The following is a 13,342-nucleotide window of genomic DNA, read 5'->3' on the forward strand; positions in this document are numbered from 1 at the left end:
GTTTCGGGATCCTTCACCCGGATCCCTACGCTGAGCACATGCCGTCCGCCCCGCTCGTCGTCGGCTTCGACCTCGACATGACGCTGATCGACACCGCGCCCGGCTTCGCCGACGTGCTGCGCGTGCTGGGCGCCGAGCTCGGCGTGGAGCTCCCGGTCGAGGAGCTGACGGCGCGGCTCGGGCCGCCGCTCGACCTCCTCCTCGAGCCCTACCTGGAGCCCGACGCGATCGGGCCCGCGGGCGACCGGTTCCGCGCGCTCTACCCCGACCATGCCGTCATCGGGACGCCCGCGCTGGCCGGCGCGCACGAGGCGATCGCCGCCGTACGCCGCCACGCGGGCCGCGTCGTGGTCGTCACCGGCAAGTACCCCGCGAACGCGCGGCTCCACCTCGACCACCTCGCCTTCGACGTCGACCACCTCGAGGGCTGGGTGTGGGGCGTCGGCAAGGCCGACGTGCTGCGGCGCGAGGGCGCCGCCGTCTACGTCGGCGACCACGTCCACGACGTCGAGGGCGCGCTCGCCGCCGGGGCGCTGAGCGTCTCGGTGCTGACCGGCGGCTGCACCCGTGAGGAGCTGCTCGCGGCGGGCACCCACGTGGTCCTCGACGGCCTCGAGGAGTTCCCGGCCTGGCTCGACGAGCACCTGCTCGACCTCCGGCTCGACGCGCTCGCCGCCGACCTGCGCGATCGCGGGTCGGTGCTGGTCGCCTACAGCGGGGGAGCCGACAGCGCCTTCCTGCTGGCGGCGGCGGTCCGCGCGCTCGGGCCGGAGCGGGTGGCCGCCGCGACCGGCTACTCCCACTCGCTGCCGCAGGCCGAGCGCGACCCGGCCCGCGACTTCGCGGCGTCGCTCGGCGTCCCGGTGCTGACGCCGGAGACCCGCGAGATGGACCGCGAGGGCTACCGCGCCAACGGCGCCGACCGCTGCTACTTCTGCAAGGCCGAGCTGATCGAGGTGCTCGCGCCGCTGGCCGCCGAGCGTGGCCTCGCGCACGTCGCGACCGGCACCAACGCCGACGACGCGGTCGCCGGCTTCCGGCCCGGCATCCGCGCCGCGGACGAGCGCGGCGCGATCGCGCCCCTGCGCGACGCCGGCCTCACCAAGGCCCAGATCAGGGCGGCCTCCCGGCGCTGGGGCCTGCCCACCTGGGACAAGCCGGCCGCCGCCTGCCTGTCCTCCCGGGTCGCGTACGGCGTCGAGGTGACCCCTTTCCGGCTGGGCCGGGTCGAGCGGGCGGAGGCCGCGGTGCGGGCGTCCCTGGCCGGCGCCGGCCTGGTGAACCTCCGGGTCCGCGACCTCGGCGACCGGGCCTCGGTCGAGATGGACGGCGGGTTGCTGCCGCTCGACCCGGAGGTGGAGGCGATGCTGCTGGCCGGCGTACGCGACGCGGGCTTCGAGGCGGCCGCGGTCGATCCCCGCGGATTCCGTTCGGGCTCGATGAACGAGGCGCTCTAGACTCATCGCTTGCAGCAACCCCCCGTTTCGACGGCAGAGCGCAGGAAGAGGACAGACCGTGCCCACTGGCAAGGTGAAGTGGTTCGACGCCGACAAGGGTTTCGGCTTCCTCTCCCAGGAGGACGGGCCCGACGTCTACGTGCACGCCGACGCGCTCCCGGACGGGACGACGTCGCTCAAGCCGGGCACCCGGGTCGAGTTCGGCATCGCCCAGGGCCGCCGCGGCGACCAGGCGCTCCAGGTGCGGATCCTCGACCGGCCGGCGTCGGTCTCGCGCGGCCAGCGCGACCAGCGCCGCAAGAAGCCGGACGAGATGGCCACGATCGTCGAGGACCTGATCCGCCTGCTCGACGGCGTCGGCGAGGCGTACCGCCACGGCCGGCACCCCGACCCGAAGACCGCGCGGCCGACGGCCAAGCTGCTCCGCGCGCTCGCCGACGAGCTGGAGCTCTGACTCAGTTCCCCGTGGGCACCTGGCGCTTCATCCGGCGCGGTCGCCGGGTCAGGACGAAGACGCCCCACGCCGCGAGCACCGCGAGCGCGACGCCGAGGCCGAGCCGGGGCGGGTCGATCGGCATCGCGATGCCGACGAAGCCGCCGATCACCCACGCCAGCTGGAGGGTGGTGTCGCTGCGCGCGAACGCGCTCGCCTGCACGCGGTGGGGTACGTCGCGCTGGATGGTCGCGTCGAGCGAGAACTTCGCCAGCGCCTGCCCGAGGCCGGCGACGAGGCCGAGCAGCGCGAGCGCGACCACGCCGTAGAGCAGGAACCCGAAGACGACGACCGCGACGTCGACGACGAGCACCGCCGAGACGGTGACGGCCGGGCTGATCCGCTTGAGCACCGAGGCGGCCACGACCCCGAGGAAGTTGCCGGCCGCGGCGCCGCCGACCACGAGCGCGGTCAGGACCTGGGTGCTCCAGCCGTCGAGCGGGTTCTCCCGGAGCTGGAAGGCCATGAACATGATGAGGAAGCCCGACAGCCAGCGCGGGGCGCAGTTGGCGCGCAGCGCGTAGGCCACCGCCGGCGGGATCCGCACGCTGCCGGAGCGGGCGTTCGCGGCGTCGCCGCGCAGCAGCAGGTCGCCCTCGCCCTCGCTGGAGTCGACCCGCTTGGGCAGCCGGATCGCGGCGATCGTGGCCGCGACGAAGAGCAGGAACGCGTAGCGCAGCACCCACTCGGGGCCGGCGAGCGAGGCCAGACCCGCGATCGGCGCCGAGACCGCGACGCCGACGATGCCCGACATCGACACCCGGCCGTTGGCCTTCACCAGCGTGAAGTCCTGCGGCAGCAGCCGGGGTACGGCGGCGGCGCGCGTCACGCCGTACGCCTTGGACGCGACGAGGACGCCGAGCGCGGCCGGGAACAGCCACACCGACTCGGTGACCACGGCCCCCGCGAGCACCCAGCAGAGGAACGCCCGGATCGCCATGGTCGCGCCGATCGCCCAGCGGCGGCCGTGTGCGAACCGGTCCAGGAACGGCCCGATCAGCGGCGCCACGATCGCGAACGGCAGCATGGTGAGCGCGAGGAACAGCGCCACCTGCCCGCGCGCCTCGCCCGAGGGCACCGTGAAGAACAGCGTGCCGGCGAGCGAGATCGCGACCGCCGCGTCGCCGGCGGTGTTGAAGAAGTGCATGTGGATCAGCCGGGACAGGCCGGACTCGCCGGCACCCTGCGCCTCGGCCGCCCGCTTCGCGGTCCGCACGGTGAAGCTGCCGGCCCGCCGGGTCGCCCGCGCGGTGGCGCCGAACCCCTTCGCGACCCTGGAGCCGCTGGGCGCGGTCGCGGGGTCGGTGGGGTCGGACATGGCCCCATCCTGCCCGGTCGGCCCCCACCCGACCTGACACCGGGGGTCGCGGTGGGCCATGATTCGGTGGTGATCACGACCGCTCGCCCGAAGACCGACCCTGCCTGCGTGGCGGCGGCCGACGTCGCGCGCGCCGCGCTGCTCGAGGACGTCGCCGCCGCGGACGTCGGCGAGCGCCTCGGCCACGTGGTCGAGGGGGAGCGCGTCGTCACCCACCTGTTCGCGTGCACGCGCGCCGGGTACGTCGGCTGGCGCTGGTCGGTCACGGTCGCCCGCGCGCCCCGCCAGAAGGTCGTCTCCGTCGACGAGATCGTGCTGATCCCGGGCGACGAGGCGATCGTCGCCCCCGCCTGGGTGCCCTACCGCGAGCGGATCAAGCCGGGCGACCTGTCCCCGGGCGACCTGCTCCCGGTGTCCGACGACGACCCGCGGCTGGTCCCGACGTACTCCTTCGGCGACGACCCGCTCGACGCCGACGCCAAGGCGCAGATCCGCGCCGTCTCCAAGGACCTCGGCCTCGGCCGGGTCCGCACGCTCTCGCCGGAGGGCCGCGAGCTGGCCGCGCAGCGGTGGTACGACGGCGACGCCGGCCCGGACTCGCCGCTGGCGCGCTCCGCCCCGGACGCCTGCACCACCTGCGGCTTCCTGCTCCGCGTCAACGGGCCGCTCTCGGAGCTGTTCGGCGTCTGCGCCAACGGCGACGCCAACGACGACGGCCGCGTGGTCTCCCTCGACCACGGCTGCGGCGCGCACTCGGAGGTCCGGCTCGCCAAGAGGCACGAGCCGCAGCCCCTCCCGCTGCCCGTGATCGACACCGTCACGCCGGACGAGATCGAGCTCTTCTAGAGCTCCGGGACCGCGCGTCCCTCGGCGCGCGCCTTGCGCCGCCGCCGGCAGTGCTCCAGCCCGAAGAGCCCCAGCCCGAACCCGGCCAGGCAGGTCCAGAGCCACCATTCGTTGCCGGAGTCCTGGAGCCGTCCGTAGAACGGCAGCAGGGCGACGAAGCCGACCAGCCAGACCGCCGTACCGACCTCGACGCTGCGCACGCCGTCCACGTCGAGTGGCTCGACGTCCGCGACGAAGAACGTCCGCTTGCCGATCTCGTGCGTGAGCGGCTGGTCCTCGTCGAACTCCACGCAGACACGCTAGTCGACAGGTCCGCGGGTCTGGGATGCTGCACCCCGTGAGCACTCAGATCTCCGGCGCGAACGGCGTCCTCGACCGGTTCTTCAAGATCACCCAGCGGGGCTCCACCGTCGGCCGTGAGGTCCGCGGCGGGCTCGTCACCTTCTTCACGATGGCCTACATCATCGTGCTGAACCCGCTCATCCTCGGCTACGCCGCCGACGTCGACGGCAACTTCCTCGGCGGCGGCACCGGCGACGGCTCCAACCTGGCGATCATCGCCGCCGGCACGTCGCTCGTCGCCGGCGTCATGACGATCCTCATGGGCGTCGTGGCCAACTACCCGCTCGCGCTCGCGACCGGCCTGGGCCTCAACGCGTTCGTCGCGTTCTCGATCGCCAGCCAGATGACCTGGGCCGACGCGATGGGCCTGGTCGTCATCGAGGGCCTGGTCATCCTGGTCCTCGTGCTGACCGGGTTCCGCGAGGCGGTCTTCCACGCCGTACCGGCGCAGCTCAAGGTCGCGATCTCGGTCGGCATCGGCCTGTTCATCGCGCTGATCGGCTTCGTCGACGCCGGCTTCGTGACCCGCATCCCGGACGCCGCCAACACGACCGTCCCGGTCCAGCTCGGCGCCGCCGGGCAGCTCTCCGGGTGGCCGGTGCTGGTCTTCGCGGTCGGCCTGCTGCTCGTCATCGCCCTGTGGGTACGCCGGGTGCGGGGCGCGATCCTGATCTCGATCGTCGCGACCACGGTCCTCGCGATCATCGTCGAGGCGGTCAGCGACCAGGCCTGGAGCGTCGGCACCCCGCGGTGGCCGGACCAGGTCTTCGACACGCCCGACTTCGGCACCCTCGGCGAGTTCAGCCTGCTCGGCTCCTTCGAGAACGCCGGCGTCGTCACCGCGCTGCTGTTCGTGTTCACGCTGCTGCTGGCCGACTTCTTCGACACCATGGGCACGATGACCGCGATCGGCGCGGAGGCTGGCCTGCTCCGGGAGGACGGCACCCCGCCGAACACCCAGCGGATCCTGGTCGTGGACTCGATCGCCGCCGCGGCCGGCGGCGCCGCCGGCGTCTCCTCGAACACCTCCTACATCGAGTCCGCCTCCGGCGTCGGCGAGGGCGCCCGCACCGGCCTCGCCTCGGTCGTCACCGGCGTGCTGTTCCTGCTGTCGATCTTCCTCGCGCCGCTGGTCGCGGTCATCCCCTCCGAGGCCGCGGTCCCGGCGCTGGTCCTCGTCGGCTTCCTGATGATGCAGCAGGTCAAGGGCATCGACTGGGACGACCTGGAGATCGCCATCCCGGCGTTCCTCACGATCGTGCTGATGCCGTTCACCTACTCGATCACCGTCGGCATCGGCGCCGGCTTCCTCGCCTACGTGTTCCTCAAGCTGGTCCGGGGCAAGCTCGCCGCCATCCACCCGCTGATGTGGGTCGTCGCCGCGCTCTTCGTCGTCTACTTCTTCATCGACCCGATCACCAGCCGGCTCACCTGAGCCCACCTCGATGCCGAGTCGGCGCGGTCTCAGCTGAGACTGCGCCGACTCGGCATTTTCGGCGGCTGGAATAGTTAGCATGGCTAATGAGTTATGCTAACGATATGCCCACCATGCAGAGGGTCGTCAGGACGGACGCCGGGCTCGCGGCCGAGCTCCGGCTGAGCGTCATGCGCCTGCGCCGGCGGCTGGCCAACGAGGGCCACCCCGACAACGAGCTGAGCCTCAACCAGATGGCGGTGCTCGGCTGCCTCTACCGCCACGGCGGCGCGCTGACCGTCGGCGACCTCGCCGCCGCCGAGCGGGTGCAGCCGCCGTCGATGACGCGGGCCGTCAACTGCCTCGAGCAGAGCGGCGACGTCGTACGCCGCCCGCACGAGACCGACGGGCGCCAGGTCGTCGTCGAGCTCTCCGACCAGGGCCGCGCCCGCGTGCTGGCCGACCGCGACCGCCGCGACGCCTGGCTCCACCAGCGTCTGAGGGAGCTGACGCCCGAGCAGCGCGCGATCCTCCGCAAGGCCGCCCCCATCCTCGACGACCTCGCCCAACGAGACTGACCCAACGAGACTGACCCGACGAGACCGGCCCAGAAGGACTGATCACCACGAGCCCCACGTTCCGCGCCCTCCGCAATCCCAACTACCGGCTGTACCTGGCCGGCAGTGCCGTGTCGAACACCGGCACCTGGATGCAGCGCGTGGCCCAGGACTGGCTCGTCCTCCAGCTTCCCGGCAACTCCGGCACCGAGCTCGGCATCACCACCGGGCTCCAGTTCCTCCCGGTCCTCCTGCTCAGCCCGTACGCCGGCGTGATCGCCGACCGGTTCCCGAAGCGCCGCCTCCTCCAGGTCACGCAGGCGACGATGGCGGTCGCCAGCCTGGCGCTCGGCCTGATCGCGGTCCTCGGGGTGGCGCAGACCTGGCAGGTCTACCTGATCGCGTTCCTCTTCGGCATCGGCTCGGCCTTCGACGCCCCCGCCCGCCAGTCGTTCGTCTCCGAGATGGTCGGCCAGGACGACCTGACCAACGCGGTCGGCCTCAACTCCGCCAGTTTCAACGCCGCGCGCATCCTCGGCCCGGCGCTCGCCGGCCTGATGATCGGCGCGCTCGGCGGAGGTGCGGAGGCGACCGGCTGGGTGATCCTGATCAACGCCGTCTCCTACGCGGCGGTGATCGCCCAGCTCGAGCGGATGGACACCGCCCTCCTCAACACCCCGGACGCCCGCCCGCGCACGCCCGGCATGCTCGCCGAGGGCGTCCGCTACGTCCGCAGCCAGCCGAAGATGGTGATGATCCTGATCATGGTGTTCTTCGCGGGCACCTTCGGGATGAACTTCCAGATCACCTCCGCGCTGATGGCCACCGAGGTCTTCGGCAAGGGCGCCGGCGAGTTCGGCATCCTCGGCTCGGCGATGGCGGTCGGCTCGCTCGCCGGCGCTCTGATGGCGGCGCGCCGGATCCGCATCCGGATGCGCCTGCTGGTCGGCGCCGCGCTGGGCTTCGGCGTGGCCGAGATCGTGGCCGGGTTCCTGCCGACGTACGTCGCCTTCGCGCTGTTCGCGCCGGTGATCGGCTTCTGCACGCTGACCCTGCTCAACTCCGCCAACGCGACCCTGCAGCTGGAGTCCGACCCCCTGCTCCGGGGCCGGGTGATGGCCCTCTACATGACCATCGTGATGGGCGGTACGCCGCTCGGCTCGCCGATCATCGGCTGGATCGGCACCCACCTCGGCGCCCGCTGGAGCCTGGTCATCGGCGGCGTGCTGACCATCGGCGGCGTACTCCTGGCCCTCGCCGTCTACGCACGCCTCCGCGGGGGTGCCCGCAGCGTTTTGCACGAGGTTGAGCCCGCGGGTAGTCTCTTCCCTCGTGTCCGGGACAACCGGACCGTTGCGCGTGCCCGGAACCAGTCGGAGGCAGAGGCTCCCGGCTCCGGCTCGCAGACCCCCACAGGCGAGACCGCGAGTTCCCGCTGATCGTAGGGGCCGGGCGACACGCCCGACCTCGGGGGTTGGGCAGCACGGGTTGGGATCGCACCACCCGGACACAGAGCACAACACCGTGCGGGCAGAGTGCCCGGACTGAGAGTGGAGAAGAAGGGGAACCACCCGGTGCCCACCATCAACCAGCTGGTCCGCAAGGGCCGCCAGGACAAGGTGTCGAAGAACAAGACGCCTGCCCTGAAGGGGTCGCCGCAGCGCCGAGGCGTCTGCACCCGCGTCTACACGACCACCCCGAAGAAGCCGAACTCCGCCCTGCGCAAGGTCGCCCGCGTGCGCCTGTCCAGCGGCGTCGAGGTCACCGCCTACATCCCGGGTGTCGGTCACAACCTCCAGGAGCACTCGATCGTGCTCGTCCGCGGCGGCCGGGTGAAGGACCTCCCCGGCGTCCGCTACAAGATCATCCGCGGCACGCTCGACACCCAGGGCGTGAAGAACCGCAAGCAGGCGCGCAGCCGCTACGGCGCCAAGAAGGAGAAGAGCTGACATGCCGCGCAAGGGCCCCGCTCCCAAGCGGCCGATCGACGTCGACCCGGTCTACGGGTCGCAGTTGGTCACCCAGCTCGTCTCCAAGGTGCTGCAGGACGGCAAGAAGCAGGTCGCGCAGCGCATCGTCTACACCGCCCTCGAGGGCTGCCGCGAGAAGACCGGCACCGACCCGGTCGTGACGCTCAAGCGCGCGCTCGACAACGTCAAGCCGGCCATCGAGGTCAAGTCCCGCCGCGTCGGCGGCGCGACCTACCAGGTGCCGATCGAGGTCAAGGGCACGCGCGGCACCACGCTCGCGCTGCGCTGGCTCGTCGGGTACGCCGCCGACCGCCGCGAGAAGACCATGCACGAGCGCCTGATGAACGAGATCCTCGACGCCTCCAACGGCCTCGGCGCCGCGGTGAAGAAGCGCGAGGACACCCACAAGATGGCCGAGTCCAACAAGGCATTCGCGCACTACCGCTGGTGATCCGCGCGGGAGCGGCGTACGTCGCTCCCGCCCACCGGCACCCTTCCTACTTTCTAAGGAACGCACAGACAGTGGCTGTCGACATCACCACGGACCTCAACAAGGTCCGCAACATCGGCATCATGGCGCACATCGACGCCGGCAAGACCACCACCACCGAGCGCATCCTGTTCTACACCGGCATCACCTACAAGATCGGTGAGGTCCACGAGGGCGCGGCCACGATGGACTGGATGGAGCAGGAGCAGGAGCGCGGCATCACGATCACGTCCGCCGCGACGACCTGCTGGTGGAAGGACCACCAGATCAACATCATCGACACCCCCGGTCACGTCGACTTCACCGCCGAGGTCGAGCGCTCGCTGCGCGTCCTCGACGGCGCCGTCGCCGTCTTCGACGGCGTGGCCGGCGTGGAGCCGCAGACGATGACGGTCTGGCGCCAGGCCAACAAGTACGCCGTACCCCGCATGTGCTTCGTCAACAAGCTCGACCGCACCGGCGCGGACTTCTTCCGCTGCGTCGACATGATGGTCGAGCGCCTCAACTCCACCCCGCTGGTCCTCCAGCTCCCGATCGGCGCCGAGTCCGACTTCCTCGGCGTCGTCGACCTGGTCGGCATGCGCGCGCTCACCTGGCGCGGCGAGACCAAGATGGGCGAGGACTACGAGGTCGAGGAGATCCCCGCGGAGCTGGCCGAGCAGGCCGCCGAGTACCGCGAGAAGCTGCTCGAGACCCTCTCCGAGGCCGACGACGACGTCATGGAGAAGTACCTCGAGGGCGAGGAGTTCACCGTCGAGGAGCTCGAGGCCGCGATCCGTCGCGCGACCCTGGCCGACAAGCTCAACCCGGTCCTGTGCGGCACCGCGTTCAAGAACAAGGGCGTGCAGCCCCTGCTCGACGCGGTCGTGAAGTTCCTGCCGTCGCCGCTCGACATCGACGCGATCATCGGCCACAAGCCGAACGACGAGGAGACCACGATCTCCCGCAAGCCGTCGGACAGCGAGCCCTTCTCGGGCCTGGCTTACAAGATCGCCTCGGACCCGCACCTCGGCAAGCTGATCTACGTCCGCGTCTACTCCGGCAAGCTGGAGGCCGGCTCGACCGTGGTCAACTCGGTCAACGGCAGGAAGGAGCGGATCGGCAAGGTCTACCAGATGCACGCGAACAAGCGTGAGGAGATCGCGTCGGTCGGCGCCGGCCAGATCGTCGCCGTGATGGGCCTGAAGGACACCAAGACCGGGCACACCCTGTGCGACCCGAACAACCAGGTCGTCCTCGAGTCGATGACGTTCCCGGCCCCGGTGATCGAGGTCGCGATCGAGCCCAAGACCAAGGGCGACCAGGAGAAGCTCGGCACGGCGATCCAGCGTCTCTCCGACGAGGACCCGACCTTCACGGTCAAGTCCGACGAGGAGACCGGCCAGACGATCATCGCCGGCATGGGCGAGCTCCACCTGGAGATCCTCGTCGACCGGATGAAGCGGGAGTTCCGCGTCGAGGCCACCGTCGGCAAGCCGCAGGTCGCCTACCGCGAGACCCTCCGCAAGGAGGTCGCGAACCACAGCTACACGCACAAGAAGCAGACCGGTGGCTCGGGTCAGTTCGCGAAGGTCGTCGTCACGCTCGGCCCCAACGTCGACCCCGAGACGGGCACCGGTGCGGGCTATGAGTTCGTGAACAACGTGACCGGCGGCCGTGTGCCGCGCGAGTACATCCCGTCGGTCGACCAGGGCGGCCAGGAGGCCATGGAGTTCGGCGTCCTCGCCGGCTACCCGATGGTGGACGTGAAGTTCACCCTCGAGGACGGCGCCTACCACGACGTCGACTCCTCCGAGCTCGCGTTCAAGATCGCCGGCAACCAGGCATTCAAGGAGGCCGCCCGCCAGGCCAAGCCGGTGCTGCTGGAGCCGATGTTCGCCGTCGAGGTGACCACCCCCGAGAGCTTCCTCGGGACGGTCATCGGCGACATCAACAGCCGGCGCGGCCAGATCCAGGCACAGGAGGAGCGGCACGGTGACATGGTCATCAACGCCCTCGTGCCGCTGTCCGAGATGTTCGGGTACGTTGGCGACCTGAGGTCCAAGACCTCGGGCCAGGCTTCGTACTCGATGGAGTTCGACTCGTACGCCGAGGTTCCCACGAACATCGCCGACGAGATCATCAAGAAGGTGCGCGGCGAGTAATCCGCCCGGACCCTCGGCAGTACCACCAGCAAGTACGAGTCAAGTAACACATCAACCAGGAGGAGCCCACCGTGGCTAAGGCGAAGTTCGAGCGGACCAAGCCGCACGTCAACATCGGCACGATCGGTCACATCGACCACGGCAAGACGACCCTGACTGCCGCGATCACCAAGGTCCTGCACGACAAGCACCCGGACCTCAACGAGGCTTCGGCGTTCGACCAGATCGACAAGGCTCCCGAGGAGCGCCAGCGCGGCATCACGATCTCGATCGCGCACGTCGAGTACCAGACCGAGTCGCGCCACTACGCGCACGTCGACTGCCCGGGTCACGCCGACTACATCAAGAACATGATCACCGGCGCGGCGCAGATGGACGGCGCGATCCTCGTGGTCGCCGCCACCGACGGCCCGATGCCGCAGACCCGCGAGCACGTGCTGCTCGCCCGCCAGGTCGGCGTGCCGGCCCTGGTCGTGGCGCTCAACAAGTGCGACATGGTCGACGACGAGGAGCTCATCGAGCTCGTCGAGATGGAGGTGCGCGAGCTCCTCTCCGAGTACGAGTTCCCGGGCGACGACATCCCCGTCGTCCGCGTGGCCGCCTTCCCGGCGCTGCAGGGCGACGCCAAGTGGGGCGAGTCGATCCTCGAGCTGATGAACGCGGTCGACGAGGCCATCCCGACCCCCGAGCGCGAGACTGACAAGCCGTTCCTCATGCCGGTCGAGGACGTCTTCACGATCACCGGTCGTGGCACCGTGATCACCGGTCGCATCGAGCGCGGCATCGTCAAGGTCGGCGAGGACGTCGAGATCGTCGGCATCCGCGAGGGCTCGCAGAAGTCCACCGTCACCGGTGTCGAGATGTTCCGCAAGCTCCTCGACGAGGGCCAGGCCGGTGAGAACGTCGGTCTGCTGCTCCGCGGCACCAAGCGCGAGGACGTCGAGCGCGGCATGGTCGTCATCAAGCCGGGCACCACGACCCCGCACACCAACTTCGAGGCCTCGGTCTACATCCTCTCGAAGGAGGAGGGCGGCCGGCACACGCCGTTCTTCAACAACTACCGTCCGCAGTTCTACTTCCGGACCACGGACGTGACCGGCGTCGTGACCCTGCCCGAGGGCACCGAGATGGTCATGCCGGGCGACAACACCGAGATGTCGGTCGAGCTCATCCAGCCGATCGCCATGGACGAGGGCCTGCGCTTCGCGATCCGCGAGGGCGGCCGCACCGTCGGCGCCGGCCGGGTCACCAAGATCACGAAGTGATCGCCTGATCCACAGTGGAGGGCCTCGTCGGCCGCGCAAGCGGCTGGCGAGGCCCTCCGCCGTGGATCAGGCATCCTGCGTGCTTGCGAGCCGAGTCGGCGACCTGACGCGCGAGCCGGCGAGCGAAGCGAGACGGCGGCGTCGAGTCGGCGCGTCTTGCCCGCATCCTGGGGAGAAGGCGGGCAAGTTGCGCCGACTCGCGCCTTCTACGCGGGCAAGTTGCGCCGAGTCGGCGTCCGACCAGCGCCGGGGTGAGGATGTGGCTGTGAGGATGTGGCTGTGAGGATGGGGCACATGGCCGAGGATCGGGTGCGAGCGGCACGACCGCACCACAGGCTGACCGAGGACGGCCGGCGGATGCGGGAGGTGCTGACCTACTCCCGGCGCGGCAGCCGATTCACGCCGCGGCAGGCCGCGGCGTGGGAGGCGTACGCCGAACAGTGGTGGCTGCCCGACGAGGCGGTCGACGAGCCCGGCTTCGCGCTGGCCGGCATGTTCGGGCGTACGGCGCCGCTGATCGTCGAGATCGGCTCGGGAGTCGGCGAGTCGACGGTCGCACTCGCGGCCGCGCGGCCCGACCACGACGTGGTCGCGTTCGAGGTGTGGCGGCCCGGTGTCGCCGACACCCTCGGCCGGATCGGGGAGGCGGGGCTGACCAACGTGCGGCTGCTCAGCGTCGACGCGGTCTGGTCGATGGAGCACCTCGTGGAGCCGGGCAGCCTGGCCGGGCTGTGGACGTTCTTCCCCGACCCGTGGCACAAGAAGAGGCACCACAAGCGCCGGCTCGTGAGCCCTGACTTCGCCCACCTCGCCGCGACCCGGCTCGCGCCCGGCGCCGAGTGGCGGCTGGCGACCGACTGGGCCGACTACGCCGAGCAGATGGTCGAGGTCCTCGGCGCCGAGCCGCTGCTCGCGGGCGGCGTCACCGGGCGCTGGGCCGAGCGCCCGGTGACCAGGTTCGAGCGCAAGGGCCTGGCCGCCGGCCGGGAGATCGCCGACCTCGCCTACGTGCGGCGGTAGGACGCCGGACCACGAGTCGCGGCGCG

General features: G+C 70.9%; 13 protein-coding genes. 11 read left to right on the top strand and 2 right to left on the bottom strand.

Features of this window, described 5'->3' with window-relative positions; translation table 11 throughout:
• Positions 1-38 precede the first annotated feature (38 nt).
• Positions 39-1,457, top strand: a complete 1,419-nt coding sequence (gene larE / locus ACYVKX_RS20875) for an ATP-dependent sacrificial sulfur transferase LarE (protein WP_460835617.1) — start codon at positions 39-41, stop codon at positions 1,455-1,457.
• A 58-nt stretch (positions 1,458-1,515) separates the two neighbouring features.
• Complete coding sequence (locus ACYVKX_RS20880) at positions 1,516-1,911, top strand: cold-shock protein (RefSeq protein WP_460835618.1); 396 nt, start codon at positions 1,516-1,518, stop codon at positions 1,909-1,911.
• 1 nt (position 1,912) lies between these two features.
• Here the strand turns inward: ACYVKX_RS20880 and ACYVKX_RS20885 are convergent, their stop codons facing one another.
• Complete coding sequence (locus tag ACYVKX_RS20885) at positions 1,913-3,268, bottom strand: MFS transporter (RefSeq protein WP_460835619.1); 1,356 nt, start codon at positions 3,266-3,268, stop codon at positions 1,913-1,915.
• Positions 3,269-3,337: 69 nt separating this feature from the next.
• On the opposite strand from ACYVKX_RS20885, the gene ACYVKX_RS20890 reads away from it, so the two are divergent.
• Positions 3,338-4,114: a DUF3027 domain-containing protein gene (locus tag ACYVKX_RS20890; protein WP_460835620.1), complete on the top strand. Its 777-nt coding sequence runs from the start codon at positions 3,338-3,340 to the stop codon at positions 4,112-4,114.
• On the opposite strand, the gene ACYVKX_RS20895 is transcribed toward ACYVKX_RS20890, so the two are convergent.
• Complete coding sequence (locus ACYVKX_RS20895; protein WP_460835621.1) at positions 4,111-4,404, bottom strand: DUF2530 domain-containing protein; 294 nt, start codon at positions 4,402-4,404, stop codon at positions 4,111-4,113. The two genes, ACYVKX_RS20890 and ACYVKX_RS20895, sit on opposite strands and share 4 nt — an antisense overlap.
• 35 nt (positions 4,405-4,439) lie before the next feature.
• Between ACYVKX_RS20895 and ACYVKX_RS20900 the strand changes: the two genes are divergently transcribed.
• From ACYVKX_RS20900 to trmB, 8 genes are all read left to right on the top strand, one after another.
• On the top strand, positions 4,440-5,891 hold the full coding sequence (locus ACYVKX_RS20900; RefSeq protein ID WP_460835622.1) for an NCS2 family permease: 1,452 nt from the start codon (positions 4,440-4,442) through the stop codon (positions 5,889-5,891).
• 104 nt (positions 5,892-5,995) lie between these two features.
• Complete coding sequence (locus ACYVKX_RS20905) at positions 5,996-6,448, top strand: MarR family transcriptional regulator (RefSeq protein WP_460835623.1); 453 nt, start codon at positions 5,996-5,998, stop codon at positions 6,446-6,448.
• A gap of 41 nt (positions 6,449-6,489) precedes the next feature.
• Positions 6,490-7,866: an MFS transporter gene (locus ACYVKX_RS20910; protein WP_460835643.1), complete on the top strand. Its 1,377-nt coding sequence runs from the start codon at positions 6,490-6,492 to the stop codon at positions 7,864-7,866.
• Positions 7,867-8,001: 135 nt separating this feature from the next.
• Positions 8,002-8,376, top strand: coding sequence for a 30S ribosomal protein S12 (gene rpsL, locus ACYVKX_RS20915; protein ID WP_028636428.1), 375 nt, complete (start codon positions 8,002-8,004; stop codon positions 8,374-8,376).
• A gap of 1 nt (position 8,377) precedes the next feature.
• Positions 8,378-8,848, top strand: coding sequence for a 30S ribosomal protein S7 (gene rpsG / locus ACYVKX_RS20920; protein WP_028636427.1), 471 nt, complete (start codon positions 8,378-8,380; stop codon positions 8,846-8,848).
• A gap of 122 nt (positions 8,849-8,970) precedes the next feature.
• Positions 8,971-11,031: an elongation factor G gene (gene fusA, locus ACYVKX_RS20925; RefSeq protein ID WP_460835644.1), complete on the top strand. Its 2,061-nt coding sequence runs from the start codon at positions 8,971-8,973 to the stop codon at positions 11,029-11,031.
• Positions 11,032-11,102: 71 nt separating this feature from the next.
• Complete coding sequence (gene tuf, locus ACYVKX_RS20930) at positions 11,103-12,296, top strand: elongation factor Tu (protein WP_460835624.1); 1,194 nt, start codon at positions 11,103-11,105, stop codon at positions 12,294-12,296.
• 294 nt (positions 12,297-12,590) lie between these two features.
• Entirely contained in the window at positions 12,591-13,316 is a 726-nt protein-coding gene (trmB, locus tag ACYVKX_RS20935; RefSeq protein WP_460835625.1) for a tRNA (guanosine(46)-N7)-methyltransferase TrmB, read from the top strand.
• The last annotated feature ends 26 nt before the right edge of the window (positions 13,317-13,342 follow it).

This window comes from Nocardioides hungaricus (assembly GCF_054782915.1).

Bases quoted from the DNA above. Each gene is read 5' to 3' on its own strand.
- larE (WP_460835617.1), top strand. From the start codon at position 39: ATGCCGTCCGCCCCGCTCGTCGTCGGCTTCGACCTCGACATGACGCTG.
- ACYVKX_RS20885 (WP_460835619.1), bottom strand. From the start codon at position 3,268: ATGTCCGACCCCACCGACCCCGCGACCGCGCCCAGCGGCTCCAGGGTC.
- ACYVKX_RS20900 (WP_460835622.1), top strand. From the start codon at position 4,440: ATGCTGCACCCCGTGAGCACTCAGATCTCCGGCGCGAACGGCGTCCTC.
- ACYVKX_RS20905 (WP_460835623.1), top strand. From the start codon at position 5,996: ATGCCCACCATGCAGAGGGTCGTCAGGACGGACGCCGGGCTCGCGGCC.
- rpsG (WP_028636427.1), top strand. From the start codon at position 8,378: ATGCCGCGCAAGGGCCCCGCTCCCAAGCGGCCGATCGACGTCGACCCG.
- fusA (WP_460835644.1), top strand. From the start codon at position 8,971: ATGGCGCACATCGACGCCGGCAAGACCACCACCACCGAGCGCATCCTG.
- trmB (WP_460835625.1), top strand. From the start codon at position 12,591: ATGGCCGAGGATCGGGTGCGAGCGGCACGACCGCACCACAGGCTGACC.